Annotated in this window: 24 protein-coding genes and 1 pseudogene; 17 read left to right on the forward strand and 8 right to left on the reverse strand. The window is 72.0% G+C overall.

What is annotated here, in order from left to right; translation table 11 throughout:
• Window positions 1–67: 67 nt before the first annotated feature.
• Together holA and ACN28C_RS12865 are read left to right on the forward strand one after the other, a co-directional pair.
• Entirely contained in the window at window positions 68–1,042 is a 975-nt protein-coding gene (gene holA / locus ACN28C_RS12860; RefSeq protein ID WP_422773701.1) for a DNA polymerase III subunit delta, read from the forward strand.
• Window positions 1,039–1,363 (forward strand): annotated as a pseudogene (locus ACN28C_RS12865) (hypothetical protein); the annotation flags it as partial. The gene holA and the pseudogene ACN28C_RS12865, both read left to right, overlap by 4 nt.
• 573 nt (window positions 1,364–1,936) lie before the next feature.
• Here the strand turns inward: ACN28C_RS12865 and rpsT are convergent.
• Both rpsT and ACN28C_RS12875 read right to left on the reverse strand, forming a co-directional pair.
• A complete protein-coding gene (rpsT, locus tag ACN28C_RS12870; RefSeq protein ID WP_422773702.1) occupies window positions 1,937–2,203 on the reverse strand; it encodes a 30S ribosomal protein S20 in 267 nt (88 codons plus the stop codon).
• Window positions 2,204–2,359: 156 nt separating this feature from the next.
• Entirely contained in the window at window positions 2,360–3,343 is a 984-nt protein-coding gene (locus ACN28C_RS12875; RefSeq protein WP_422773703.1) for a phosphotransferase family protein, read from the reverse strand.
• 341 nt (window positions 3,344–3,684) lie between these two features.
• Between ACN28C_RS12875 and lepA the strand changes: the two genes are divergently transcribed.
• The 4 genes from lepA to ACN28C_RS12895 all read left to right on the forward strand — a co-directional run bounded on the left by lepA (window position 3,685) and on the right by ACN28C_RS12895 (window position 7,679).
• Window positions 3,685–5,571: a translation elongation factor 4 gene (gene lepA / locus ACN28C_RS12880; RefSeq protein ID WP_422773704.1), complete on the forward strand. Its 1,887-nt coding sequence runs from the start codon at window positions 3,685–3,687 to the stop codon at window positions 5,569–5,571.
• Window positions 5,568–6,245, forward strand: a complete 678-nt coding sequence (locus ACN28C_RS12885) for an NUDIX hydrolase (protein ID WP_422773705.1) — start codon at window positions 5,568–5,570, stop codon at window positions 6,243–6,245. Before lepA ends, ACN28C_RS12885 begins: the two co-directional genes overlap by 4 nt.
• Window positions 6,246–6,322: 77 nt before the next feature.
• Window positions 6,323–6,610, forward strand: a complete 288-nt coding sequence (locus ACN28C_RS12890) for a GlsB/YeaQ/YmgE family stress response membrane protein (RefSeq protein WP_421494695.1) — start codon at window positions 6,323–6,325, stop codon at window positions 6,608–6,610.
• A 265-nt stretch (window positions 6,611–6,875) separates the two neighbouring features.
• Complete coding sequence (locus ACN28C_RS12895) at window positions 6,876–7,679, forward strand: hypothetical protein (protein WP_422773706.1); 804 nt, start codon at window positions 6,876–6,878, stop codon at window positions 7,677–7,679.
• A gap of 423 nt (window positions 7,680–8,102) precedes the next feature.
• On the opposite strand, the gene ACN28C_RS12900 is transcribed toward ACN28C_RS12895, so the two are convergent.
• The 3 genes from ACN28C_RS12900 to ACN28C_RS12910 all read right to left on the reverse strand — a co-directional run bounded on the left by ACN28C_RS12900 (window position 8,103) and on the right by ACN28C_RS12910 (window position 11,075).
• The gene (locus ACN28C_RS12900; protein WP_422773707.1) at window positions 8,103–9,005 is read right to left on the reverse strand and encodes a phytanoyl-CoA dioxygenase family protein; all 903 of its coding nucleotides are present in this window, start codon (window positions 9,003–9,005) and stop codon (window positions 8,103–8,105) included.
• 314 nt (window positions 9,006–9,319) lie between these two features.
• Window positions 9,320–10,159, reverse strand: a complete 840-nt coding sequence (locus ACN28C_RS12905; protein WP_422773708.1) for a hypothetical protein — start codon at window positions 10,157–10,159, stop codon at window positions 9,320–9,322.
• 106 nt (window positions 10,160–10,265) lie between these two features.
• The gene (locus ACN28C_RS12910) at window positions 10,266–11,075 is read right to left on the reverse strand and encodes an enoyl-CoA hydratase-related protein (protein ID WP_422773709.1); all 810 of its coding nucleotides are present in this window, start codon (window positions 11,073–11,075) and stop codon (window positions 10,266–10,268) included.
• A 17-nt stretch (window positions 11,076–11,092) separates the two neighbouring features.
• Between ACN28C_RS12910 and hemW the strand changes: the two genes are divergently transcribed.
• On the forward strand, window positions 11,093–12,316 hold the full coding sequence (hemW, locus tag ACN28C_RS12915) for a radical SAM family heme chaperone HemW (RefSeq protein WP_422773710.1): 1,224 nt from the start codon (window positions 11,093–11,095) through the stop codon (window positions 12,314–12,316).
• A gap of 69 nt (window positions 12,317–12,385) precedes the next feature.
• Here the strand turns inward: hemW and ACN28C_RS12920 are convergent, their stop codons facing one another.
• Complete coding sequence (locus tag ACN28C_RS12920; protein ID WP_422773711.1) at window positions 12,386–13,057, reverse strand: DUF4870 domain-containing protein; 672 nt, start codon at window positions 13,055–13,057, stop codon at window positions 12,386–12,388.
• A 280-nt stretch (window positions 13,058–13,337) separates the two neighbouring features.
• Here ACN28C_RS12920 and hrcA point away from each other — a divergent pair, with 280 nt between their 5' ends.
• The 3 genes from hrcA (at window position 13,338) to ACN28C_RS12935 (ending at window position 16,408) form a co-directional block, all read left to right on the forward strand.
• Complete coding sequence (gene hrcA / locus ACN28C_RS12925; RefSeq protein ID WP_422773712.1) at window positions 13,338–14,357, forward strand: heat-inducible transcriptional repressor HrcA; 1,020 nt, start codon at window positions 13,338–13,340, stop codon at window positions 14,355–14,357.
• Window positions 14,358–14,446: 89 nt separating this feature from the next.
• Window positions 14,447–15,583 (forward strand): molecular chaperone DnaJ, encoded by a 1,137-nt coding sequence (gene dnaJ, locus ACN28C_RS12930; RefSeq protein ID WP_421497418.1) that lies wholly within the window; start codon window positions 14,447–14,449, stop codon window positions 15,581–15,583.
• An 81-nt stretch (window positions 15,584–15,664) separates the two neighbouring features.
• Window positions 15,665–16,408, forward strand: a complete 744-nt coding sequence (locus ACN28C_RS12935) for a 16S rRNA (uracil(1498)-N(3))-methyltransferase (protein WP_422773713.1) — start codon at window positions 15,665–15,667, stop codon at window positions 16,406–16,408.
• Window positions 16,409–16,465: 57 nt separating this feature from the next.
• Here ACN28C_RS12935 and ACN28C_RS12940 read toward each other — a convergent pair whose 3' ends face one another.
• Window positions 16,466–19,063: a glycoside hydrolase family 3 C-terminal domain-containing protein gene (locus ACN28C_RS12940; protein ID WP_422773714.1), complete on the reverse strand. Its 2,598-nt coding sequence runs from the start codon at window positions 19,061–19,063 to the stop codon at window positions 16,466–16,468.
• A gap of 118 nt (window positions 19,064–19,181) precedes the next feature.
• The gene (locus tag ACN28C_RS12945; RefSeq protein ID WP_422773715.1) at window positions 19,182–19,943 is read right to left on the reverse strand and encodes an SDR family NAD(P)-dependent oxidoreductase; all 762 of its coding nucleotides are present in this window, start codon (window positions 19,941–19,943) and stop codon (window positions 19,182–19,184) included.
• A 51-nt stretch (window positions 19,944–19,994) separates the two neighbouring features.
• Here ACN28C_RS12945 and ACN28C_RS12950 point away from each other — a divergent pair, with 51 nt between their 5' ends.
• The 7 genes from ACN28C_RS12950 (at window position 19,995) to era (ending at window position 26,449) form a co-directional block, all read left to right on the forward strand.
• On the forward strand, window positions 19,995–20,351 hold the full coding sequence (locus ACN28C_RS12950) for a histidine triad nucleotide-binding protein (protein ID WP_421494684.1): 357 nt from the start codon (window positions 19,995–19,997) through the stop codon (window positions 20,349–20,351).
• Window positions 20,348–21,793, forward strand: a complete 1,446-nt coding sequence (locus tag ACN28C_RS12955; RefSeq protein WP_422773716.1) for a serine hydrolase domain-containing protein — start codon at window positions 20,348–20,350, stop codon at window positions 21,791–21,793. Before ACN28C_RS12950 ends, ACN28C_RS12955 begins: the two co-directional genes overlap by 4 nt.
• A gap of 241 nt (window positions 21,794–22,034) precedes the next feature.
• A complete protein-coding gene (locus ACN28C_RS12960) occupies window positions 22,035–23,093 on the forward strand; it encodes a PhoH family protein (RefSeq protein ID WP_422773717.1) in 1,059 nt (352 codons plus the stop codon).
• Between the two features lie 45 nt (window positions 23,094–23,138).
• The gene (gene ybeY / locus ACN28C_RS12965) at window positions 23,139–23,606 is read left to right on the forward strand and encodes an rRNA maturation RNase YbeY (protein WP_422773718.1); all 468 of its coding nucleotides are present in this window, start codon (window positions 23,139–23,141) and stop codon (window positions 23,604–23,606) included.
• Window positions 23,606–25,042 (forward strand): hemolysin family protein, encoded by a 1,437-nt coding sequence (locus tag ACN28C_RS12970; protein ID WP_422773719.1) that lies wholly within the window; start codon window positions 23,606–23,608, stop codon window positions 25,040–25,042. The genes ybeY and ACN28C_RS12970 overlap by 1 nt, the downstream gene beginning before the upstream one ends.
• On the forward strand, window positions 25,035–25,433 hold the full coding sequence (locus tag ACN28C_RS12975) for a cytidine deaminase (protein ID WP_422773720.1): 399 nt from the start codon (window positions 25,035–25,037) through the stop codon (window positions 25,431–25,433). Before ACN28C_RS12970 ends, ACN28C_RS12975 begins: the two co-directional genes overlap by 8 nt.
• On the forward strand, window positions 25,430–26,449 hold the full coding sequence (gene era / locus ACN28C_RS12980; RefSeq protein ID WP_422773721.1) for a GTPase Era: 1,020 nt from the start codon (window positions 25,430–25,432) through the stop codon (window positions 26,447–26,449). The genes ACN28C_RS12975 and era overlap by 4 nt, the downstream gene beginning before the upstream one ends.
• Window positions 26,450–26,465: the final 16 nt, after the last annotated feature.

Genomic DNA, 26,465 nt, shown 5'->3' on the forward strand with positions numbered 1-26,465 from the left:
CAGGCTCGGCCGCAGCGAGCCGGGTGACCAGGCCCGATGGGCGCACGCGGCGTGCGACGATGACCCCGTGACCCCCGCTAGCCTCGCCCCCGTCATACTCGTGCTCGGTGACGAAGAACTGCTCGTCACCCGGGCTGTCGCCGGGGTGGTCGACGCGGCCAGAGCCGCCGACCCGGACGTCGACGTGCACGACCAGGAGGCAAGTGCGCTGGGGCCGGGGGAGATCGCCGAACTGCTCGGACCATCCCTTTTCGGCGGTCGGCGGGTGCTCATCGTCCGGGCCGGACAGGATGCCCGGAAGGACCTGGCGGCCGCGCTGCTGGCGTACGCCAAGAATCCGGATCCGGACGTGCAGTTGGTGGTCGCGCACGCGGGCGCGGCCAAGGGCAAGGCCTTTGCCGACGGGCTGCGGGCGGCCGGTGCGGAGGTCATCCCGGCGGCGAAGCTGAAGGGGCACCGCGACCGGGTCGCGTTCGTCCGGGACGAGATGCGCCGCGGCGGTGGCCGGTGCACCGAGGAGGCGGCCGAGGCGCTGATCGCGGCGGTCGGCAACGACCTGCGCGAGATTGCCTCCGCCTGCTCCCAGTTGCTGGCCGACACCGACGGCCGGATCGGCGTCGAGACCGTGGCCCGGTACTACCGTGGTCGGGCCGAGGTCAGCGGGTTCACCGTTGCCGACGCGGCGATGGCCGGGGACGTGCCGGGTGCCCTGGAGGCGCTCCGCTGGGCGCTGCACGTCGGAGTGGATCCGGTCCCGATCGCCGACGCGATCGCCGACGGGGTGCGGACGGTCGCCCGGGTCAGTTCAGCTGGCCGGGGCAGCGCCTACCAACTCGCAAGCAGCCTGGGGATGCCACCCTGGAAGATCGAGAAGGCGCAGCGCGTGGGCCGCGGCTGGCCCCCGGAAGGGCTGGCGGACGCCATGTACGCCGCTGCGGAGTGCAACGCCGCCGTGAAGGGCGGGTCGGACGACCGGGGCTACGCCCTGGAACGCGCCGTCGTCGCGGTCGCGGCCGCACGCAGGGCGAGTACGTCGCGATGACCGCCGCTTCCGCGGTGCCGGCGGACGAGGAGCGGCTACGACCGCTCTACGTCCGCGTGCTGCGGTTACGCCACGTCGATCCGGGCGGGATGCTCTGCTTCGTCTACTTCGAGGGCACCGTGGCCCTGGCCATGCTGCTCGCCCTCGCCGAGCTGGTGAGCTGGTGGGGAGTACTCGTCCTGCCGGCGACGGTCGCGGTCATGGTGAAGCTGAACGATGCGGTGGCCGCCGCCGTGGTCCGTTCCGCAGCCCGGGTGCCGGCCCAGGAACGCGAACGGTTCCGTCGCGAGATCCAGCCGGCCGTCGGCCGGGCGAGCGTGCCGAAGGGGTCGCTGGCCGAGCCCGGAGAGGCTCTCCGGCCCGCCACCGTCGGTCCCGGCGTCTCGGATGCCGGTGATGCGCCGACCCGACGGGCAAAGGCCGACAACCGGCCGCCGGCCCGCTTCCTCCCGCTCGGGCGTCCGCTCAGCATGACGGCGACGGTCCGGGCGAGGCCGGAGTCCGGAAACCGGCGCCGTCCCGGCCCGGAGTCGACGCCGTCCGTTCCAGCACCCGGGGAGGCACAGGCCGGATCACCCCCATCGCCTACCGGCGGCACCGTTCGTGGCAGGAACGGCGGACTTGCCGAGCGACTGGACCAGCGACCGGTGCGGCGCTGGCTCTCCCGGCAGGCCCCGGTCGACACCACCCGCCAGTCGGCCAGACGCCGCTATGAGTGAAGACGCCGCCATGAGTGACACGCCCACCCGTGTGGCGCACACGTCGAGCCCCGGGTAGACGCACACGCCGATCCGCATGGTGGGCAGGTGGGGGCGTCGTCGGACGGAGAACGTGTGTGGCCCCCGACCCGACCGGCTCGGGGGCCACACACCAGGTCTGTGCGCTGATCCGCCGTCAGACGGAGAGCGACTGCAGCCGCTTGGCGATCGCCGACTTCCGGTTCGCCGCCTGGTTCCGGTGGATCACGCCCTTGCTGACTGCCTTGTCAAGCTTGCGCGAGGCGTCCCGCATCAGCTCGGTCGCCTTCGCGTTGTCTCCGCTCTCGGTCGCCTCGTGGAACTTGCGGATGGCAGTCTTCAGCGACGACTTGACCGACTTGTTACGCAGCCGGCGCTTCTCGTTCTGCCGGTTGCGCTTGATCTGGGACTTGATGTTCGCCACGCGACAGCCTCGTCCTGGTAGCTAGGGTTACGTTTGCCTTGGTGCGCGGGCGACGACGCACGTCACAAGCGGCCGTGTCGGCACGCGCGAAGAGCTACGTTACCAGCTACGCCCCGCCGAGGCCAAAACGGCTCATCGTCGTCCCCGTCCGGACGGTCACCGCCAGCCCTGCCGCTCGGCCAGCCAGTTGAGCGCGGTCTCGCCGCTCCACCGTTGGTGCGCCCGCATGTGCGGCGAGCCGGCGCTCGGGCCGGCCGCCGCACGGATCAGCCAGTACCCGGAGAGGGCGGCGAGCGCGGCGTCGAGTCCGTCGGCCGGAGCGTCACGCGCGGCCGGGTGGGCGCGGAAGAGGCCGTCGGCGTCCAGCCCGCTGGCGTACGCGGTGACCAGCAGCCCGGCCAGGTCGAACCAGGGCGGGCCGTAACAGAGCCACGTCCAGTCGCAGAGCCAGGCGAGCCCGCTCGCGTCGAGCAGGACGTTGTCCACCCGCAGGTCCCCGTGGATCAGGGACGTGCGGTCGGCGTACCCGGGGAGCAGAGCCTCCAGGGCGGCCAGCTCGGGGAGCCGGTGCTGGGCGACCGCGGGCATCTCCGACAGCGTCTCGCGGCCGGTGGCCAGCTCGGCCCACCAGGCGAGGTCCGCCCGGGCCAGGTCGGCGAGCCGGGGTACGCCCACGGCCACCAGCTCGGCCGGTGGCTCCCGGAGTGCCTCCGCCACGGTCGCGTAGCTGGTGAGGGTCGCCGCGAGTTCGGCCGGGGCCCAGGGCAGCCCCGGCATCCGACCGTCGATGGCGTCCAGGCAGATCACGTGATATCCGGCGGCGGTGAGCGTCCAGCGGGGGCGGGCGGCGGGAAGCCCGGCCGGCAGCGCGGCGGTGATGGCGACCTCCCGTGCGTACCAGTCGCTGAGGTGCCGCTGGTCGACCAGGGACGCCGCCTTGACGAAGACCCGGTCCCCGGCCACCGTCTGCAACACTCCGGCGAACCCCCGGGTGAAGCCACCGCCGGCGGTGCTCGCCCAGTTGACCCGGGCGCCCAGCCGGGCGGCGATCGCGGCCCGCAGGTCAGCCGGCAGATCTGCCCAGGCCGGCCGTACGGCGGTCGCGTCGTACGGGCGGGGCGGTACGGAGATGGCGGCCATGATGTCAAGTCTGCCCTGGTCCGGTCACGTAGCGCGGATTTCGCCGTCCCCCGGTCGGCCGTGGCGCCGCCGTCCTGAGGTCGGCCGTTGGCGCTGCCGTCCGCTGCCGTCCGCTGCCGTCCGCTGCCAGCCGTCGGCGCCGCGCCCTGCGGCGGCGTGGGCGAGTGGGGCGAGCGCGTACCCGAACCGGGCCGTCGCCCCGCAGCGGTGGCGCGGGACCCTGCGTGCTGCCCGGTGGTGACGGAACTCGCGGTGGTGATCCGGCGGCCTCGGCCGGGCGCTTCCGGGCGGCATGGGAACATAGAAAGCCCATCGTCGTCAGCCAAGCAGAACGGATCGCCGTGCCACCGACGCCCGACTCCGGCGCGAACACTCCTGGTGCCACCGAACCCGGCCGCATCAGGAACTTCTGCATCATCGCCCACATCGACCACGGCAAGTCGACGCTGGCCGACCGGATGTTGCAGCTCACCGGTGTGGTCGACGAGCGGCAGATGCGCGCCCAGTATCTCGACCGGATGGACATCGAGCGGGAGCGCGGCATCACGATCAAGAGCCAGGCGGTCCGCATGCCGTGGACCGTGCGCGAGGGCGAACAGCAGGGCCAGCAGGCCGTGCTGAACATGATCGACACGCCTGGGCACGTGGACTTCACCTACGAGGTGTCCCGGTCGCTCGCCGCCTGCGAGGGGGCGATCCTGCTGGTCGACGCCGCCCAGGGGATCGAGGCCCAGACCCTGGCCAACCTCTATCTGGCGCTCGAGAACGACCTGCACGTCATCCCCGTGCTCAACAAGATCGACTTGCCGGCCGCCCAGCCCGACAAGTACGCCGAGGAGCTGGCGCACCTGATCGGCGGGGACCCGGGCGACTGCATCCGGGTCTCCGGCAAGACCGGCGAGGGGGTGCCGTACCTGCTCGACGAGATCGTCCGGCAGTTCACCCCGCCGGTGGGGGAGGCGGAGGCCCCGGCACGGGCCATGATCTTCGACTCCGTCTACGACGTCTACCGGGGTGTGGTGACGTACGTCCGGGTCGTCGACGGCCGGATCGAGGCGCGCGACAAGATCAAGATGATGTCGACCGGCGCCGTGCACGAACTGCTCGAAATCGGCGTGATCTCCCCGGAGATGCAGAAGGCCGGCGCGCTCGGGGTCGGCGAGGTCGGCTATCTGATCACCGGCGTGAAGGACGTCCGGCAGTCCCGGGTCGGCGACACCGTCACGATCAACACCCGGCCGGCGGCCGAGGCGCTCGGCGGCTACAAGGATCCGAAGCCGATGGTCTACTCCGGGCTCTACCCGATCGACGGTTCGGACTATCCGGCGCTGCGGGACGCGCTCGACAAGCTGAAGCTCAACGACGCCGCCCTCAGCTACGAGCCGGAGACCTCTGCCGCGCTCGGCTTCGGCTTCCGCTGCGGCTTCCTCGGCCTGCTGCACCTGGAGATCATCGGAGAGCGGCTCGAGCGCGAGTTCAACCTCGACCTGATCTCCACGGCACCGAACGTGGTCTACCGGGTGATGCTGGAGGACGGCAAGGAGGTCACGGTCACGAACCCGAGCGAGTACCCGACCGGCAAGGTGGCCGAGGTGTACGAGCCGGTGGTCCGGGCCACCGTGCTGACCCCGAACGACTATGTCGGTGCCGTGATGGAACTCTGCCAGGGGCGGCGCGGCTCGCTGAAGGGAATGGACTACCTCTCCGCCGACCGCGTCGAGCTGCGCTACACCCTGCCGCTCGCCGAGATCATCTTCGACTTCTTCGACCAGCTCAAGAGCCGCACCAAGGGCTACGCCTCGCTTGACTACGAGCCCTCGGACGAGCAGCAGTCCGAGCTGGTCAAGGTCGACATCCTGCTCAACGGCGAGCCGGTGGACGCGTTCAGCGCGATCGTGCACAAGGACAAGGCGTACAACTACGGCGTGTCGATCGCGGCGAAGCTGCAGAAGCTGATCCCCCGGCAGCAGTTCGAGGTGCCGATCCAGGCGGCGATCGGCAACCGCGTGATCGCCCGGGAGACCATCCGGGCGATCCGCAAGGACGTGCTGGCCAAGTGCTACGGCGGTGACATCACCCGGAAGCGCAAGCTGCTGGAGAAGCAGAAGGAGGGGAAGAAGCGGATGAAGATGGTCGGCCGGGTCGAGGTGCCGCAGGAGGCCTTCATCGCCGCCCTCTCCACCAGCGACTCCGGCGACGGCGGCAAGGGCGGCGGCGGCCGGAAGTGACGCCCCGGGGGTACGGCCCCGGGGCCGCCTTCTGCCCCCGGTGCGCGGCACCGCTGCCGGGCCCTCCGCCGGCCACCTGCACCGGGTGCCGCTACCAGCTCTTCGTCAACGCCCGACCCACCGTCGGGTTGGTCATCCTGGACTGTGACCCGGCGACCAGCAGCGGATCCGCCGCCAGCGACGGATGCGCTACCAGCGGTGGGGCTGGTGCCGATGGTGGCGCTGGTGCCGATGGTGGGGCTGGTGCCGGTGGTGGCTCCGGTCTCAGCGGCCGATCCGGTTCCGGCGGCGGACCGGGTTCCGACGGGCCGCGCTTCCTGGCGCTGCGGCGGGCGGCGGAACCGATGATCGGGCGGTGGGAGACGCCGGGCGGCTTCTGCGACGGTCGGGAGCACCCGGCCGAGGCCGCGATGCGGGAAGCCCGGGAGGAACTCGGGGTGACGGTCATCCTCGGCGACCAGCTCGGCATGTACATCGGCAGCTACGAATTCCAGGACGAGGTCCTGCCGGTGCTCGACATCTTCTTCCTGGCGAGCCTGGACGATCGACGAATCGTGCTCAACCCGGCGGAGTCGACCGGGCTGGCCTGGTTTTCCCTGGTGGATCCGCCCCCGCTGGCCTTTCCCACGATGGATGCGGCGGTTCGGGCCGCGGCGCGGCGTCTGGGTCGCTAGGCCGGTTTGAGTTTTTCGACGGCCGGGAATCTAGCAGTCACCACGCCAACGTGTGACACATTCGAAGGAGGACGGCCGTGGAATTCACCGTCTGGGGTATCATCACCGCGCTCATCGTCGGTCTCATCATCGGCGCTCTCGGTCGTCTGGTCGTTCCGGGCCGCCAGGACATGCCGATCTGGCTGACCATGCTCATCGGTGTCGGTGCCGCGCTGCTCGGTACGGTCATCGCCCGGGCCGCCGGCATTGCCACCGTGACACCGGGCATCGACTGGATGGAGCTCCTGGTCCAGGTGGTGCTGGCGGCCATCGCGGTGGCCCTGGTGGCCGGGGTCGGCCGCCGTCGCCGGGTCAGCCGGTACTGAGCACCCCGCTCCCGGTAGCAAGGGGCGCCGGCCGACTCGGCCGGCGCCCCTGCTGGCGTTCCGGGGCCGGCCGGCACGGATCGATACCGGCGGGCCTGGCGCAGATTGCCGTAAACCGCTAAATTCTCCACGGCCGCACGATCGACTGTGGTGATCGACCGGCTTTCGTCACCTACAGTTGAGACGTTTACTCACATTTGCTTAAATGATCTCTCCATGTTACGCTCTGTAAGTGTCTGTGGGCTCTCTCTCAGGAAGCGTCAGGGTGTCACCTCAACAGGTTTCGGACCGGCATCCCAAGGTCGCGTTGTACCTTGAGGCGTACACCCCCCTGGTCGAAGAGTGGTTTTCCGTGCTGCGGGATTCCGAGGCGCTGACAGAATTGCGCCGTACGGCACCAGGGCGCGATCTCGTCGACAATCTCCAGCGGCTCGACCAGCTTTTTCGGGGCCTGGTCGACGACCTGTTCGCCCACCCGTCGCCGGTCCTGGAGCACGCCCTCGCGGTGGTCGCCGAGCACCGGACGGCGGTCGTCTGGGAGGACCAACTCGTGCCGCGCCCCGGAGCCGGCGCAGACGAGTTGGCGGCGTCGCTGCGACACAAGTTCAAGCGCAACATCAGCCTCGCCCTGTTGGAGGCCCTGATCTGCCTGGAGTCCGCGTTGACGTACGGGCGGGAGTGCCTGGGGCTGTCCGGGGAGGCCCTCGAGCAGACGCTGCGGGGCAGCACGTCGATGCTGGCCAGTCTCTCCGTCCTGCACGACCAACAGGAGACGGCCCGGATGCGGCAGTTGACGGGGGACGCGACGGAGATCCAGCACCCCAGGTTCACGGTCGCGGACATCGTACGTGGAGCGTTCCGGATCGGCTTTGACAAGTTCCGGGCCGTCGGGCCAGCGGGGCAGCAGAGAATCCGGTTCGGCAGCGTCGCGCCGCACGGGGTCGAGTTGTCGAGTCCGACCATGAAATGTCCGGCGCACCGGCTGACCAACGAAGAGGGCCAGCCGGTGAACAACGACTTCTGGGCGCTGCTCGTGGACGTCTACCGGATGTCCGGTCGACTGGCCTAGGAGCACCGGGCGGCGGCAGGCCCGAACGGCGGGCCAGGTGTCGGGCCGAACGTGAATAACGTGGTTGTCCAGTCGCGTTAGCGGGCCCATTATGGTGCCACAAGAACCGGCGGCTGGCCGCTGCCTCGGCTATCCGGCGGTATCGCCCTCCGAGAATAATCCGGCCTGCGCGCCGGCACTTCCGCGAGGCCGGATCGATCGCCGATACGAGCCAGGAGATTACCCAGGGTTATACGCTTCACCCGGCGGGCAATGGTCCCGTGCCCGGGACGGAAGGGATACCGGCCGGCCCTTCCGGCGTACCTTGTCCGATCGCCGGTGCGGGGCCTTTCCGAACCGGAGCGGAGCTGTCGGCGCGAGCCGGAGGGGTTGCGATCGGCCGGTCCCGCAGCTCTCGAGGGCGGGACCGGCCGATCCGGCGGGTCAGCGGAGCCAGGGGATGCTGCGGTCGAGCAGGCCGCGTTCCTTCAGCTCCTTGCGCAACGGGATCTCGTCGTCGACGTACCCGTTCCAGTTGATGCCCCAGTAGTTGGCGGTGTGCGTACCCTCGCCGAGCAGCTGGCGCTGTACCGGGGTCCGGTTCTGGTACCAGGTGCCGTCCTTGTCCGGGTGCAGCTCGTCGAGCGGCCGGATCCACCGGTAGGTGTAGCCGACGAAGAGCATCTTTCGGGTGACGGTGGAGAGGTTGGTGGACCGGGAGTGCCACTGGCGCCGGTCGAAGATGAAGGCGTCGCCGGGGTTGGCGGTGATCTCGACGGTGCCCTCCGGGTCGGGGTTGTGCACCGTCAGGTCGGCCGGGCGCGGCAGCGAGTTCCACAGGTGGCTGCCCGGGATGACCTTTGTCGCTCCCCGCCCCTTCTCCGACAGGTCGGAGAGCACGTAGGCGACCTTGAGCGAGAACATCGGCCGGGGCACGTTCGGATCCATCGTCTCCGGGTCCGAGTTCTGCCGGTAGCCGTCCTGGTGCCAGCCCCAGTAGGGCTTCTCCGGCTCCAGAGCCGGTGGCGTGACGTCCAGGTGGTTGTGGTGGGTGTAGATGTTCCACCCGGCGAGGCCCCACATGTAGGGGAACGCGATCGGGTGGGTGAGCAGATCGCCGAAGAGTTCGTCCCGCTCCAGGAAGCCCAGCAGGTGCAGGGTGCCGTCCTTGGTGGTGTTGCCGGCCGCCTTCTCCTCGGCGTAGACCCGGTCGACCGCCGCTTCCAGGGCCGCACGGTGATCCTCGGTCAGGACGTTGCGGAGCAACAGGAAGCCCTGCTCGTGGAACTCCTTGCGGTCCGTGTCACTGATCGGCTCGTATCCGGTCAAGCCGCCGTAGTCGAACACCGCTTCCCCTCCCCATAGGGTGAAACTCTTTCTGGACACACAGGCTGCCGATCGTAACCCTCTCCGCAAGACCCGCATCCGGACGCTCGGCCGGCGTATCGACGTAGATCGTCCAGGGGTACGCACGGAAGTCGACGCATCACCCGGCGTGACCGTCTGGTCGGCAAACTGGGGAGTAGATCCGACTTTGCCCGTTTGTGCAATCACTGCGGGTTATCGAAACTGCAGGCGTGCAACCGAATCGACGCAGGATCGGTCCGGGCGACCTCCGGATCGGTCCGGTCGCCCTCGGCTCGGTCCGCGAAGACCTCGGCTCAGTCCGCGAAGACCTCGGCGACCACCTGGTGCGGCGTCGGCGTCACGTCCTCGACCTGTGACCAGGCCCCGCCGTCCGCCGTCCACTGCAGGTCGCCGAAGCGCACCGCCTTCACCCCGTGATCATCGGCGTGCGACACCAGCCAGTGGGCGTAGCGCCAGCCCACCCGCGGATCGGTCGTCGGCACCGCCAGCCCGGTCGACTCGATCGGAGCCGACGTCTCCAGCCGGCCCCAGTCCAGCTCCAGCCCGGCGGTGAGCGCGGCGGTGGCCGCGTCGCCGCGCATCGCCGGCTGCCGGCCCACCGTGCAGGCCACCGCGCCGGTGGCGTTGCCCAGCAGGGCCCGGGTCAGCACCTCCGACTCGTCCGCCCACTGCTGGTAGGCGCGCGGGAAGGCCGACCGCTGCACCTTCTGCGCCGCGACCGTGACCTCCATCTGTTCCCAGCCGCGGACCCTCTTCAGCGCGTTGTAGAACCTGGTCGCGGCGTAGCGTGGATCCCGGATCTGCTCCGGCGTGCCCCACCCCTGGCTCGGGCGCTGCTGGAACAGCCCGATCGAGTCCCGGTCGCCGCCGGCCAGGTTGCGCAGCCGGGACTCCTGGAACGCGGTTGCCAGGGCCACCACCACGGCCCGCTCCGGCATGTTCCGCCGGACGCCGACGGCGGCGATGGTGGCCGCGTTCGCCATCTGCTCGGCGTTCAGCTTGACCCGCCCGTCTGCCTCGACCACGCAGCCGGGCGCCGCGCTCGGTATCGGCAGGCTGGGCCCGACCTCGCGGGCGCCCAGGTAGAGGCCGAAGCCGGCGACCGCCGCAAGCGCCAGGCCCGCCGCAACCATGCCCCGAGTCTGCACCCGCCACCCCCTGCTCGATAGTCGGACACAGCCTACTTCGGCGACCCAAAGTTCCGGAGCGGTTGCCAACGCCGACCGGCCGGTACGGCGGTCAGCTTCCCGGGGGTACCCAGCGAGCGGCCCGTTTCTCGCCGAACGCGGTGACTCCTTCCCGGCCCTCCTCGGAGTGGAAGTACCGGACCGACAGGTCGCGCAGCCGTGCCAGGTCGGCCCGGAAGCTCTCCGCCGAGGCGTCGTACCGCCGCCCGCCCGCCGCCCGGAGCAACTCCTTGGCGCCGGCCAGCGCACCGGGCGCACCCCGGACCAGGGCCAGGCAGTAGGAGGCGACCGTCTCGTCCAGCGCCTCCGCCGTGGTGACCGTGGTGACCAGCCCGATCTCGGCCGCCCGGCGCCCGTCGAAGGTGTCCCCGGTCAGGTAGAGCTCGGCGGCGGCCCGGGGTTGCAGCCGGGGCAGCACTGTCGCCGAGATCACCGCCGGGATCACCCCGAGCCGTACCTCGGTGAAGGCAAAGGTCGCCTCCTGGGCGCAGATCGCGATGTCGGCCGCCGCCACCAGGCCGAGGCCGCCGGCCCGGACCGGCCCGCCGACCCGGGCCACCACCGGCTTCGGGCACTCCCAGATCGCCGCGAGTACGTCACCCAGCATCGCCACCGGCACCGTGCCCTCGCGGTACGCCGCCGCCGTCTCCTTCAGGTCGGCGCCGGAGCTGAAGACCGGGCCGGTGTGCGAGAGCACCACCACCCGGACGTCGTCGTCGGCCGCCGCCGCGCCCAGCGCGTCGAGCAGTTGGCCGAGCAGCACGCTGGAGAGCGCGTTGCGGTTGTGCGGGCTGTCCAGGGTGAGAGTCGTCACGCCATGCGTGGTGGAGACCCGGACGAGCGGATCCGGTGGTGAGGTCATGGCGGCACACTAGTCGCATGCCTGGTCTGCTCCCAGCGGGTGAGCCCGTACCCGTCGACGGGACGCTGCCCGACGCCGCCCTGGCCACGGTCGGCGACCGCGGCTTCGGTGTCTACGTCCACGTGCCCTTCTGCGCCAGCCGCTGCGGCTACTGCGACTTCAACACCTACACCGCGAGCGAACTCGGCGGCGCGGCGGGCCGGGACGGCTACGCCGACCAGGTCCTCGCCGAGCTCTCCCTCGCGGGCCGGGTGCTGGCGGACCGGCCGCCGCCCCGGGTCGACACGGTCTTCGTCGGCGGCGGTACGCCGACCCTGCTCCCCCCGGACGACCTCGCCCGGATCCTGGACGGCATCGACCGGACCTGGGGGCTGGCCACCGACGCCGAGGTCACCACGGAGGCGAACCCGGAGTCCGTGACCCCGGCCTCGCTCAAGGAGCTTCGGGCCGCCGGCTACACCCGGATCTCCCTGGGCATGCAGTCGGCCACCCCGGCGGTGCTGGCGATCCTCGACCGCCGGCACACCGCCGGCCGGGCGACCGAGGCCGCCCGGGAGGCCCGGGACGCCGGGTTCGCGCACGTCAACCTGGACCTGATCTACGGGACACCGGGGGAGCGTGCCGAGGACTTCGCGGCGTCGCTGGCGGCGGTGCTGGCGGCGGGCGTGGACCACGTCAGCGCGTACGCCCTGATCGTCGAGGACGGCACCCGGTTGGCCGCCCGGATGCGGCGCGGCGAGCTGCCGTACCCGGACGACGACGTCGCGGCGGACCGCTACCTGGCCGCGGAGGCGGCGCTGCACGCGGCCGGCTTCTCCTGGTACGAGGTGTCGAACTGGGCCCGGACGCCGGACGCCGCCTGCCGGCACAACCTGCTCTACTGGACCGGCGGCGACTGGTGGGGTCTCGGACCGGGCGCGCACAGCCACGTCGGCGGGGTCCGCTGGTGGAACGTGAAGCATCCGGCGAGCTACGCCGCCCGGCTCGGCGCGGGTTCCTCGCCGGGACAGGCCCGGGAGGTGCTGTCGGCGCAGGAGCGGCGGGTGGAGGACGTGCTGCTGCGGATCCGGCTCGCCACCGGACTGCCGCTGGCCACCCTCGACGACCAGGGGCGGGCAGGTGCGGCCCGGTCCCACGAGGCGGGCCTGCTGGACGGGTCCGCGTACGCGACGGGGCGGGCCGTGCTCACCCTCCGGGGCCGGCTGCTCGCCGACGCGGTGGCCCGGGAGCTGCTGCCCTGACTTGTGCTGCCCTGACTTGTTAGGAGGGGGCCCTTCTTATACAGAAAACGATAAGAAGGGCCCCCTCCTTCACTTGACCATGCGGATGGTCATCGGATAGCGGTACAGCACACCCTCGTTCGCCTTCATGCCGGCGATGATCGAGAAGACCAGCACCACCACCCAGGCGATGAACGGCAGGAAGAGCAGCACGATCGTGCACATGCCGATGATCAACGAGACGATCGAGATGATGCCCCAGGTGATCTGGAAGTTGAGCGCCTCGACCGCGTGGGCGCGGACGGTCGGTGACTCGTTGCCCTTGGCCAGCAGCGCGACCAGACCGGCGAGGAAGCCGACCACGATGCCGCCGAAGTGGGCGATCAGGGCCCAGGTCTTCTCGTCGTCGTTGGCGTAGCCGGCCGGGGCCTGGCCGCCGTACGGGTTGCCGGGCGGTGGGTAGCCGGCACCGGGGTAGCCGCCGCCCGGGGGCTGGCCACCGGGGGGCGGATAGCCGCCACCGGGCGGGGGATAGCCGCCGGGCGGCGGGTAGCCGCCGGGCTGCTGGTAGCCGCCGCCGGAGGTCGGGTATGTGCCGCCGCCGGAGGTCGGCGGGGGAGTGTCGGATGCGCCGTACTGGGGTGCCGAGGGCGGCGGCGGGTATCCCTCGCCGGGCGTCGAGTACGAGCCCGGAGACATCGGGGCGGTGGGGTCGTGGGGCTGGCCGCCGTACTCACCAGGAGGGCGAGGTGGTTCAGTCATGCGGTCACGGTAGGGGGCGGGGACAAGCGGCGCCACCCACCCCTCGGATCGAGTCTGGACAATAGCCGACCGTACCTGCTAGGTCGACCGGGGTAGGGTGTGCTGGCAAGCCTGTTGTCCGGGTTCGGATAGCCCATCCAAACGATCATCGCGTCGGGTACGTCTTGGTCGTAGACTGGCACTCGCTACAGTCGAGTGCCAGGGGATTCCGTGGCCCGACCGTCGTGGTCGCCCCGGTCGTTTCGCCCAGCCGGGGCCGGGACGTCGCAGGGAGGTGAGGATGGGTCTCGACGACCGCAAGCTCGACGTGCTGCGCGCGATCGTGGAGGACTACGTCGCCACCCAGGAACCGGTCGGCAGCAAGGCCCTCGTCGAGCGGCACCAGCTCGGCGTCTCGCCGGCCACCGTCCGCAACGACATGGCCGTGCTGGAGGAGGAGGGCTACATCCGGCAGCCGCACACCAGTGCCGGCCGGGTCCCCACCGACCGTGGTTACCGCCTCTTCGTGGACCGGCTCTCCCGGGTCAAGCCGCTGACCCCGGCCGAGCGGCGGGCGATCGAGCGTTTCCTGGTCGGTGCGGTGGACCTCGACGACGTGGTGCACCGTACGGTCCGGCTGCTCGCCCAGCTCACCCGGCAGGTCGCCGTCGTGCAGTACCCGAGCCTGGCCCGCTCCTCCGTCCGGCACCTGGAACTGGTGCCGATCTCCACCACCCGGCTGATGCTCGTCATGATCGCCGACACCGGCCGGGTGGAGCAGCGGCTGGTCGAGCTGCCCACGCCGATCAGCGCCGACGACGTCACCGAGCTGCGCCGGCTGATCAACGAGCGGCTCGGCGGCCGGAAGCTCGCCGAGACCCCGCCCCTGGTCCAGGCCCTGGTCGACGAGGCGGTCCCCGGGCTCTGCCCGGCGATGACCACGCTCGCCACCGTCCTGCTGGAGACGCTGGTCGAGCGGCACGAGGAGCGGATCGCGCTGGCCGGCACCGCCAACCTCACCCGGGGTGGCCTGCTCGACTTCCAGGGTTCGCTGCGGCCGATCCTCGAGGCGCTCGAGGAGGAGGTCATCCTGCTCAAGCTGATCGGCGAGGTGGAGCCGAACACGCTCCAGGTCCGGATCGGCGACGAGAACGAGATCGACAACCTTCGGGCCACCTCGGTGGTCAGCACCGGATACGGTCCGGGTACGACCATCGTCGGCGGGCTCGGCGTGTTGGGGCCCACCCGGATGGACTATCCGGGCACCATCGCCACGGTGCGGGCCGTGGCACGCTACGTCGGCGACGTGCTGGCGCAGTGACCACCAAGCTCACCTGACGAGACCACCGCACTCACCTGACGACGACCGGCGGACGGTAACGCGAGACAGACATGAGGACACGGAACGCAGTGGCCAAGGACTACTACGGGATTCTCGGCATCAGCCGGGACGCCTCCGACGACGACATCAAGCGCGCCTACCGCAAGCTGGCGCGGCGGTACCACCCGGACGTGAATCCGGATCCGGAGGCACACGAGAAGTTCAAGGACATCAACGCCGCGTACGAAGTCCTTTCGGACGACCAGAAGCGGCAGATCGTCGACCTCGGCGGCGACCCGCTGGCCCCCGGTGCCGGGCCAGGTGCCGGCCCGGGTGGCGCCGGTGGCCCCTTCGTCGGCTTCCAGGACATCATGGACGCGTTCTTCGGCGCCGCCGGCGGCTCCCGCGGGCCGCGCCCGCGGACCAGGCCGGGCGCGGACGCGATCCTTCGGCTCGAACTCGACCTGCCGGAGACGGCGTTCGGGGTGGAGGCGCCGATCGCGGTGGACACCGCCGTGCTCTGCACCACCTGCTCCGGCGCCGGCACCGCCCCCGGCACCCACCTCGCCACCTGCGAGGCGTGCGGCGGGCGCGGCGAGGTGCAGTCGGTGCAGCGCACCTTCCTCGGCCAGGTCGTCTCGTCCCGGCCGTGCACCGTCTGCCAGGGCTACGGCACCGTCATCCCGCACCCCTGCCCGACCTGTGCCGGGGACGGCCGGGTGCGTACCCGCCGCTCGCTGACCGTCAAGATCCCGGCCGGGGTCGAGGACGGCATGCGGATCCGCCTGGCCCAGCAGGGCGAGGTCGGCCCCGGTGGCGGTACGGCCGGCGACCTCTACGTCGAGATCCACGAGCGCCCGCACGACGTCTACTCCCGCAAGGGCGACGACCTGCACTGCCGCGTCACGGTGCCGATGACCGCCGCCGCACTCGGCACCCGGCTGACGATCAAGACGCTGGACAGCGAGGAGCCGGTCGACGTCAAGCCGGGCACCCAGCCGGGCTCGACGCTGCGGTTGCGGGCCCGGGGCGTGCCGCACCTGCGTGGCACCGGCCGGGGCGACCTCTACGTGCACCTCGACGTGCGCACCCCGACGAAGCTCGACGCCGAGCAGGAGCGGATGCTGCGCGAGTTCGCCAAGACCCGGGGCGAGGAGGTCGCCGAGCTGACCAAGCAGGGCGGCTTCTTCTCCCGGATGCGCGACGCCTTCAACGGCCACGGCTGACCCGCCGTCCCGGCCGGCCGGGACGACCCGCCGGCCGGTCGGGCGGCCGCGCCGGCCGGTCGACCCGCTAACCTCCTCGCCGTGAGCGCACCGCTGTTCCTGGTCGAGTCGCTGCCGCCGGGCGACCTCGTCACCCTCGACGGCCCGGAGGGGCACCACGCCGCGACGGTGCAGCGGCTGCGTACCGGCGAGGAGCTGCTGCTCGCCGACGGACGTGGCGGCACCGTCGCCGCCGTGGTCACCGCCGTCGGCCGGGGCACCCTGACCGCCTCCGTCACCACCCGCCGGTACGCCGACCCGCCCGACCCGCGTCTCGTCGTCGTGCAGGGCATCGCCAAGGGCGACCGGGCCGAGCTGGCGGTGCAGGCGATGACCGAGGTCGGGGTGGACGAGATCGTGCCCTGGGCGGCGGAGCGCTCGGTGGTGCAGTGGCGCGGCGACCGGGGCACCCGGGCCCGTGAGCGCTGGGTCGCCACCGCCCGCGAGGCGGCCAAACAGGCGCGCCGGCCCTGGCTGCCGGCGGTCTCCGGCACGCCACAGGCACCCGCCGAGCCGACCCGGACCGTCGCCCGCCGGATCACCGGAGCCGCCGCCGGCTTCCTGCTGCACGAGGAGGCGGAGGCCCGGCTCAGCACCGCCGAGCTGCCCGGCACCGGCGACATCGTGCTGGTGATCGGCCCCGAGGGTGGGATCTCCCCGGCCGAACTGGCCGCCCTCACCTCGGCCGGTGCCGTACCGGTCCGGCTCGGGCCCGAGGTGCTGCGTACCTCCACCGCCGGGGTTGCCGCGCTCGCCGTCCTCGCCACCCGCCTCGGCCGCTGGTGAAAGGAAGGGCCCCTTCTTATCGTTTTCTGTAGAAGAAGGGCCCCCTCCTAACATCCGTCAGATGTCGGTGGTGCTGCTCAGGCGGATGTCGGCGACGTTGTGTGCCGCCTCGATCCGGTAGCGGGCGGGGCGGAGCCGCCAGCCGTCCGGTTCCCAGACCTGGAATGTCCGCGCGGGGAGTGGCACCCGGACGGTGACGGTCCCGCCGGGGGCGGCCTCGGCAGCGGCGAAGCCGGCGAGCCAGCGGACCGGGCGGTCCGGCTCGGCGGCCTCCGGGCCGACGTACACCTGCACCACCTCGCGGCCCGGCCGGGAGCCGGTGTTCCGGAGCGTGACCACCGCGACCGGTCCGTCCGGCCGCTGCGGTCCCGCCGATCCCGCCTCGACCGTGAGCGAGTCGTAGGCCCAGTCGGTGTAGCCGAGCCCGTGTCCGAACGGGAAGAGCGGCTCGGCGCGCCAGCCGCGATAGCCGACGAAGACGTCGTCGGCGTACTCCAGCGTCCCGGCCACCGGGGTCGTCTCCAGCGCCGGGCAGTCCTCGGCCCGGCGCGGCCAGGTGGTGGGCAGCCGTCCGCCCGGCTCCGCCCGCCCGAGCAGTACGTCGGCGAGCGCCACCCCGGCCTCCTGGCCCGGAAACCAGGTGAGCAGGATCGCGGCCACCTCGTCGGCCCAGGGCATCAGCACCGGCGAGCCGGAGTTGACCACCACCACCGTCCGGGGGTTGGCCGCCGCGACCCGGCGGACCAGCTCGTCCTGCCGGCCGGGCAGCGCCAGCGTGCTCCGGTCGAAGCCCTCCGACTCGACCTCCTCGGTGGTGCCGACCACCACCACCGCCACGTCGGCGTCGGCGGCCACCCGGACCGCCTCGTCGAGCAGGGCGTCGGCCGGGTCACCGGTCCCGCCCGGCGGGGCCGGGACGGGCTCGGCGTGCCCGAGGGTGAACGACACGAAGCCGGGGTGCTCGCCCTCGACCTGGCGGCGGGTGAGCCGCACCTCGACCGGCTCGCCGGCCCGGACCTGCAGCTCGAACCGGCGCTCGACGCCGGCCTGGAAGACGGTGCCGGGCTCCTCCGCCGGGTCGTAGAGCGGGCCGTCGAAGAGTTCCGTGCCGTCCACCGTGAGGGTGAAGAGCCCGAAGCCCTCGACCGCGAGCCGGGCGGTGCCGCCGGCCAGCGGCGTGTGCGTGGCGGCGAGTTCGACGCTGGCCAGCTCGGCCAGGGGAAGCCCCTCCGGCAGGTCGCCCATCCAGCGCACCGTCGCCCGGTCCAGTTCGGCCCGGTAGCGGTCCCGGCCGTCCGCGTCGCGCAGGGTCGCGGTGATCGGCGTCCACGCCACGCCGCCGGCGGCCGGCAACCGGAGCCGGGGGTCGGCGCCGACCGCGTACCGGAACTCGGCCTCGGGGAGCGCGGCGGTCAGTCCGGCGAGCGGGGAGATGGCGTGCGGCGGCGAGACCAGGGCGCTGCCGCCGCCCTGAATCCGGGCGTCGTCGGCGAGTGCGCCGAGGACCGCCACCCGGCGGAGCCGGCCGGGGTCGAGCGGCAGAAGCCCGCCGTCGTTGCGGGCCAGCACGAAGGAGCGGACCGCCACCGCGTGCGCCAGGGCGGTGCCGTCGGGCGCCACCGGTCGCCGGGCCGGGTCCACCGCCGGGGGTACGCCGTCGAGCAGCCCGAGCCGGCCGGCGAGCCGGAGCACCCGGCGTACCTTGTCGTCCACCTCCCTCTCGGCGACGGTGCCGGCGCGGACGGCGGCGACCAGTGCGTCGCCCCAGGGATCGCCGGCGGCCGGCATCACGACATCGAGCCCGGCGTTCGCGGACGCCTCGGTGCTGCGCGCCGCCGTCCAGTCGGAGACGACGGCCCCGTCGAAGCCCCACTCCTCCTTGAGCAGGTCCCGGAGCAGACCTGCGTGCTCGGTCATGGTGGCGCCGTTGACCCCGTTGTACGCCGCCATCACCGCCCACACCCCGGCGGCGACGATCCGCTCGAACGGGGCGAGGTAGAGCTCCCGGAGCGCCCGCTCGGAGACCCGGACGTCGACGGTGAACCGCTCGGTCTCCGAGTCGTTGGCGACGAAGTGCTTCACCGTGGCGCCGACGCCGGTCTCCTGCACGCCGGTGACGTAGCCGATCCCGATCGCGGCGGTGAGCAGCGGGTCCTCCGAGTAGCACTCGAAGTGCCGGCCGCCGAGCGGGCTGCGCTGCAGGTTGACGGTGGGGGCGAGGAGTAGGTGCACCCCCTTGCGGCGGCACTCGGCGCCGAGCAGCCGTCCGGCCTGCCGGGCCAGCTCGGGATCCCAGGTGGCGGCGAGCGCGGTGGGGCTGGGCAGGGCGATCGACGGGTCGTCCGGGGTCCAGCGGACGCCGCGTACCCCGATCGGGCCGTCCGACATCACCAGCGGGTCGAGCCCGATCCCGGGCACGGCGGGGAGCGTCCAGAAGTCCTGGCCGGAGAGGAGCCGCACCTTGGTCTCCAGGTCCAGGGCACTGAGCGCCCGCTCGATCACCGCCTCGTCCCTGCCGGTCACCGTCTCGTCCCTGCCGGTCACCGTCTCGTCCCTGCCGGTCACCGTCTCGTCCCTGCCGGTCACCGTCTCGTCCCTGCCGGTCACCGTCTCGTCCCCGCCGGTCGTCGCCTCGTCCCGCCGGTCCGCCGTCATCGTCGCCCCTTCCGCCGCCGGCCAAATATCGATCATCCTGCCAGCCGCAGACGTGGGCCGCCCGTGACAGCGTCCGGTGGCCGGCGCCGGTGCGGCGTCCAGGCGGTGCTGGGCGGCGTCAGGTGCGCAGGTAGGAGGCGCCGTTGAGGTCGACGATGGTGCCGGAGGCCCACTCCGCCTCCGGCGAGGCGAGCCAGTGCACGGCGGCGGCGATCTCCTCCGGCCGGGCGACCCGGTGGAACGGGCTCTGCGCCCGGATCTCGTCGCCACGGGGCGCCTTCAGGTGCTCGTTGGTCATGTCGGTCTCGACGAAGCCGGGCGCGACCGTGGCGACCGCGATGCCGTACGGGGCCAGGGCCACCGCGAGCGACTGACCGAGCGCGTTCAGCCCGGCCTTGCTGGCGCCGTACGCCGGCTGGGTCGGCTCGCCCCGGAACGCGCCCCGGGACGAGACGTTGACGATCCGGCCACCCCGTTCCCGCAGGTGCGGAGCCGCGCACCAGATGGTGTTCGCCGCGCCGAGCAGATTGACGTCGAGGGTGCGGCGCCACTGCTGCTGCCACTGCTCGTATGAGGAGTCGAAGATCGGGTGCCCGGCGTCGGCGGCTCCGAAGACCCCGGCGTTGTTCACCAGGACGTCGAGCCCGCCGAGCCGGGTGGCGGCGTCGTCGACCATCGCGCGCACCTGCTCCGGGTCGGCGAGGTCGGCCCGGACCACCACGTGCCCCTCGCCGGGCAGGGCCGCGACGAGCTGCTCGGCCAGCGGTGTCGAGTCGCGGTGGTGCACGGCCACCCGATCGCCACCAGCGGCGAACGCCGTCGCCACCGCCCGCCCGATTCCCCGGGACGCCCCCGTCACCAGCACCGCTCGTCCAGCCACCCGGTCATGATGCCGGGCACGCATCCGGCACCGGTAGCCCCTACGATGCCGATGATGGAGAACGACTGCTTGTTCTGCCGGATCGTCGCGGGCGAGATCCCGGCCACCGTCGTCCGGGAAACCGACACCACCCTCGCCTTCCGGGACATCGACCCGAAGGCGCCGGTGCACGTGCTGGTGATCCCGAAGGAGCACTATGTCGACGTGGCGACCCTGACCCAGGCCGATTCCCGACTCGCCGGCGACGTGCTGGAGACGGCGTCCGTGGTGGCCGAGAGCGAGGGGTTGCTCGCCGACGGCTTCCGATTGATCTTCAACACGGGCCCGTACGGCGGCCAGGAGGTCTTCCACGTGCACGCACACGTGGTCGGCGGTGCGCCGCTGGGGCCGATGCTGGCCCGACCGTGACCGAGGTGCACCGGCAGTTCGAGCGGTTGGTCCGGCAGGCACAGGCCGAGTCGCGCATCCCGGCGGTCTCGGCCGCGCTGCACCGGGCCGACCGGCCGCTCTGGACCTGCACGGTCGGCACGACCGGCAACGACGCCCCGCTGGGCCCCGGCACGGCGTTCCGGATCGGCTCGGTGACCAAGACCTTCACCGCCGTACTCGTCCTGCAGTGCCGCGACGACGGCCTGCTCGACCTGGACGACCCGGTCGGGGCGCACCTCGATCTGCCCGCACACGGAGAGCTGACCGTGCGCCGGCTGCTGTCGCACACCTCCGGAATACAGCGCGAGCCGTACGGCGACATCTGGGACACCCTGCGTACCCCCGAACTCGACGAGTTCCTCGCCGGCCTGGACCGGGCCGAGCGGGTGCTGCCGCCGGCCCGCCGGTTCCACTACTCCAACCTCGGTGTCGCGCTGCTCGGCCAGGCCGCCGCCCGGCTGCGCGGCGGTACCTGGGCGGAGGTGGTCGCCGAGCGGATACTCGGTCCGCTCGGGCTCGCCGACACCCGTCCGGCCCCTCCGGCGGGCGCCGCGACCGGCTTCCTGGTCGACGCCTACTCCGACCACGCCCGGCCGGAGCCGGAGACCGACCTCGGCGCCGTCGGGCCCGCCGCCCAGCTCTGGAGCACCGCCGCCGACATGGCCCGCTGGGCGGCGTTCCTGGTCGACCCGGCCGCGATCGATCCGGCCGGCGCGGTGCTCCGGCCGGCCACCCTCGACGAGATGCGTTGGCCGGTGACGGTGACCGACGAGTCGCTCTGGGCCGCCGGTTTCGGGTTGGGCCTGATCCTGCTGCCCCAGCGCGACCGCTCCGCTCCCGTCGACCGTTCCGCTCCCGTCGACCGCTCCGGTGCCGCCGAACGGCCCGGTGCCGCCGAACGGACGGTGCACGTCGGGCACGACGGTGCCATGCCCGGCTTCCTGGCCAGCGTCTACGGCCGGCGCGGCGGCCCCGGCGCCCCGGGCGCGATGGGCTGCGCCGTGCTCGGCTCCTCCGGCACGGGTGCCGCGGTGAACGAGCTGGCGCACCAGCTCCTCACCGCCTCGGCCCGGGACGATCCGGCCGACATCACGCCGTGGACGCCGGGCGAGCCGGCGCCAGAGCCCTACCGAGGGCTGCTCGGGCGGTGGTGGGGCGAGGGCTACGAGTACGTCTTCTCGTGGCGGGACGGCACCCTGCGGGCCCGGGGCGCGGCCGACCCGGCCGGCCGGCCGCCGGCGGTCTTCGAGTCGCTGCCGGACCGGCCGGACGTGCTGCGTACGGTCTCCGGCCGGGAGGTCGGGGAGCTGCTCCGGCTGACCCGGGACGACCGGGGCGAGGTGGTGACGATGCACTGGGCCACCTACCGCTTCACCCGCGCCCAGGAAACCTTCGACCGTTTCGACTTCCGCGCGCCATGACGGGTGCAAGGAAGGGCCCCCGCTTATCTCTTTCTGTATATGCGGGGGCCCCTCCCAACGCCCCATCCGGGGACGAGTTGGTCAGCGGGGCGAAGACTGGCGGAAATGGAGAGCGTGCCGTCGGCGTTGAACGGATACGATGACCTCAACGTCCGCACGCCGTGCGACCAGCCGGGAAAGCTCCCGCGACAGCGCGGCACCGAGATCGGAAGCAGGTGGCACAGGGCCTCGGGCCCGACCCATGACCGGTACTCCACCCCCCGGGCAGACCCGGGTGCAGACCAGGATCACGGTTCCTGACTCCAAGATCATGGTTAACCTGCTCGGCGCGGGCGACGAGATCCTGCGGCTGATCGAGCGGTCGCTCCCCAGCGACGTGCACGTCCGGGGGAACGAGATCACCATCACCGGTTCCCCAGGCGACAACGCCTTCGCCGAGCGGCTCTTCACCGAGCTGCTCGAGTTGATCGAAAAGGGCGAGACGCTGACCACCGACGCCGTGCGGCGTACTCTCGGCATGATCGAGCAGGGCGGCGCCGAGCGCCCGGCCGAGGTGCTGACGCTCAACATCCTCTCCCGGCGCGGCCGGACGATCCGCCCCAAGACCCTCGGCCAGAAGCGGTACGTCGATGCGATCGACGGGCACACCATCGTCTTCGGCATCGGCCCGGCGGGCACCGGCAAGACCTACCTGGCGATGGCAAAGGCCGTGCAGGCCCTCCAGGCCAAGCAGGTGAACCGAATCATCCTGACCCGGCCGGCGGTCGAGGCCGGCGAGCGGCTGGGCTTCCTGCCGGGCACGCTCTACGAGAAGATCGACCCCTACCTGCGCCCGCTCTACGACGCGCTGCACGACATGCTCGACCCGGACTCCATCCCCAAGCTGATGGCCGCCGGGACGATCGAGGTCGCGCCGTTGGCATACATGCGGGGTCGCACCCTCAATGACGCGTTCATCATTCTCGACGAGGCGCAGAACACCACGCCGGAGCAGATGAAGATGTTCCTCACCCGGCTCGGTTTCGGCTCCAGAATCGTCGTGACCGGTGACGTCACCCAGGTCGACCTGCCCGGTGGCACGACCAGCGGGCTGCGGGCGGTCCGGGACATCCTGGAAAACGTCGACGACGTGCACTTCGCCCAGCTCGGCAGCTCCGACGTCGTGCGGCACCGGTTGGTCAGTGACATCGTGGACGCGTACGCCCGCTGGGACGCCGAGCGGGAGTCGCAGCAGGGCCAGGGCGTGCACGCCGTACCGGGACGGACCGCGCACGGCGGTCGGGCCGGCCGGCGCCGCTAGAGCGGCCGACAAGTGCAGGGACACACAGCTCAACAGGGGAACCAGTTGTCCATCGAGATCGCCAACGAGTCGGGGACGAGCGTCGACACCGACGCGGTGCTCGCGGTAGCCCGGCACGCCCTCGACGAGATGGGAGTGAACTCCCTCGCCGAGCTGTCGGTGCTGCTCGTCGACGTCGACTACATGGCCGAGCTGAACCATCGCTGGATGGGCGGCGACGGGCCGACCGACGTGCTCGCCTTCCCGATGGACGAGGGGAGTGTCGACCACGGGCCCGGCGAGGTCAACGGTGGTGAGCCGGCGCTCCTCGGCGACATCGTGCTCTGCCCGGAGGTCGCCGCCAAGCAGGCCGCTGCCGCCGGGCACTCGGCCGCCGACGAACTGCACCTGCTGACCGTGCACGGCGTGTTACACCTACTCGGCTACGACCATGCCGAACCGGAGGAGGAACGGGAGATGTTCGCGCTACAGGCGCGGCTCCTGGACAGCTGGCGTGCGACGCGGACCCAGTGATGCCTGACCTTTTAGCCGCGCTGCCCGCGTCCCTGGCGTCCTCCGCCGGTGCCCCGGGCGGCCTACCCGATCTCCAGTTGCTCTTCCTCGCCGCCGGGCTCGTGGTGCTCGCCGGGATATTCGCGATGGCCGACGCCGCGCTGGCCGCGGTCTCCCCGGCCCAGGCCGGCGAGCTGGCCCGCGACGGCGTACGCGGTGCCCGTACCCTGCAGCTCGTCGCCGCCGACGCGGTCCGGCACATCAACCTGCTGCTGTTGCTGCGGCTGCTCTGCGAGCTGACCGCGACCGTCCTGGTCGCGCTCGTCGCGGTCGACACCTTCGGCGCCGGCTGGACCGCCGCCCTGGTCACCGCCGGTGCGATGACCGTGGTCAGCTTCGTGGTGGTCGGGGTCGCGCCGCGCACCATCGGCCGGCAGCACGCCTACACCGTGGGTCGGGTCACCGCGCCGCTGGTCCGCTGGCTGGGCCGGGTGCTGAACCCGCTCGCCTCGCTGCTGATCCTGATCGGCAACGCGGTGACGCCGGGGCGGGGTTTCCGGGAGGGGCCCTTCGCCACCCAGGTCGAGCTGCGCGAGCTGGTCGACCTCGCCGAGCAGCGCGGCGTCGTCGAGCACGGCGAACGACAGATGATCCACTCGGTCTTCGCGCTCGGTGACACCATCGTCCGCGAGGTGATGGTGCCGCGTACGGAGATGGTCTGGATCGAGGCGCACAAGAAGCTGCCGCAGGCGCTGGTGCTCTTCCTCCGCTCCGGCTTCTCCCGGATCCCGGTGATCGGCGAGAGCGTGGACGACGTGCTCGGGGTGCTCTACCTCAAGGACGTGATCCGGCAGACCCAGGGCGACGACCCCGCCGCCACCGAGCGGCCGGTCTCCGAGGTGATGCGGTCCGCCACCTTCGTGCCCGAGTCGAAGCCGGTCGACGACCTGCTCTCCGAGATGCAGGCGGCCCGCACCCACATGGTGATCGTCGTCGACGAGTACGGCGGCACCGGGGGGCTGGTCACCATCGAGGACATCCTGGAGGAGATCGTCGGCGAGATCACCGACGAGTACGACGTCGAGCGCCCGCCGGTCGAGCGCCTCGACGACGGCCAGGTGCGGGTCACCGCCCGGCTGCCGGTGGAGGATCTCGGCGAGATCTTCGACGTCGAGTTGCCGGCCGACGAGGTGGAGACGGTCGGCGGGCTGCTCGCCCAGGCCCTCGGCCGGGTGCCGCTGCCCGGCGCCTCTGCCGACGTGGCCGGGCTGCGGTTGATCGCCGAGGGCACCACCGGCCGGCGCAACCACATCGACTCCGTGCTGGTCCACCGGGTCAGCGAGGCGGACGCACCCGAGGAGAAACCGCAGACCCCCGCCGAGGCCGAGCCGCGGGGCACAGAGAGCACCCGGGAGCAGCACTCCCGGGCCGAGGAGAGGCAGCCCGCCGATGCCTGAGCCGTCCGGCTCACCTGCCACCGTCCCGTCCCGGGAGCACACCCCGACGGGCGGGGGCGAACTGACCGCCGAGGACGCCAAGCTGGTGGTCCTGGCCCGGGGTGCCCGGGGCCGGATCGGCGCGGTCGAGGGCGCGGCAGTACGCGACCAGGACGGCCGGACGTACGCCGCCGCCAGCGTCTCGCTGCCGTCGCTGACCGTCACCGCGTTGCAGTTGGCGGTCGCCTCGGCGGTCGCGGCCGGCGCCACCCGGCTGGAGGCCGGTGCGGTGGTCACCGAGGCGTCGACGCTGGATGGTGCCGGCCACGCCGCCGTCCGCGACCTTGCCGCCGACGCCCCGATCCATGTCGCCGCTCCGGACGGCACCCTGCTCGGCACGGTGCTGGAGTGACCGCGCCCCAGGGCGGCCACCCGGCGAGTCCGCAGGGCGGTCACCCGGCGAGTCCGCAGGGCGGTCAGCCGGCGAGTCCGCAGGCCGGCGACCAGGGGAGCCGTCGGGGCGGTGACCGGGCGGGCCGCCGGACGGAATACGGTTACCGGGCCGGCTTCGCCTGCTTCGTCGGGCGGCCGAACGCCGGCAAGTCGACGCTGACCAACGCGATCGTCGGGCAGAAGATCGCCATAACCTCGAGCAAGCCACAGACCACCCGGCACGTGATCCGGGCCGTCCTGCACCGGCCGGACTCACAGCTCGTGCTGGTGGACACCCCCGGGCTGCACCGGCCGCGTACGCTGCTCGGCGAACGCCTCAACGACCTGGTCCGGCAGACCTGGAGCGAGGTCGACGTGATCGGCCTCTGCATCCCGGCGGACGAGCCGATCGGACGCGGCGACCGGTTCATCACCGGCGAGCTGGCCGAGCTGAAGGCCACGGTGCTGGCGGTGGTGACCAAGACCGACCTGGTGGACCGGAAGCGGCTGGCCGAGCAGTTGCTCGCCGTCGCGGAACTGGGCGACTTCGCCGAGGTGGTGCCGGTCAGCGCGGTCTCCGGCCACCAGGTGGAGACCCTGGTGGACGTGATGACCGGCTACCTGCCGGCCTCGCCGCAGCTCTATCCGGACGACATGCTCACCGACGAGCCGGAGCAGGTCCTGGTCGCCGAGCTGATCCGGGAGGCGGCCCTGGAGGGGGTCAGGGACGAGCTGCCGCACTCGATCGCCGTGGTGGTCGAGGAGATGATCCCCGAGGATCGGCTGACGAAGATCTACGCCGATGTCTACGTGGAGCGGTCCAGCCAGAAGGCGATCGTGATCGGGGCCCGGGCCAGCCGGCTCAAGGAGGTCGGCATCCGGGCCCGGCAGCAGATCGAGGAGTTGCTCGGCACCCGGATCTATCTCGACCTGCACGTGCGGGTGGCCAAGGACTGGCAGCGGGATCCGAAGCAGCTCCGCAAACTCGGCTTCTGACCAGGGACCAGGGACA

The sequence above is a fragment of the Plantactinospora sp. WMMC1484 genome (assembly GCF_049315195.1).
Lineage (GTDB): Bacteria > Actinomycetota > Actinomycetes > Mycobacteriales > Micromonosporaceae > Plantactinospora.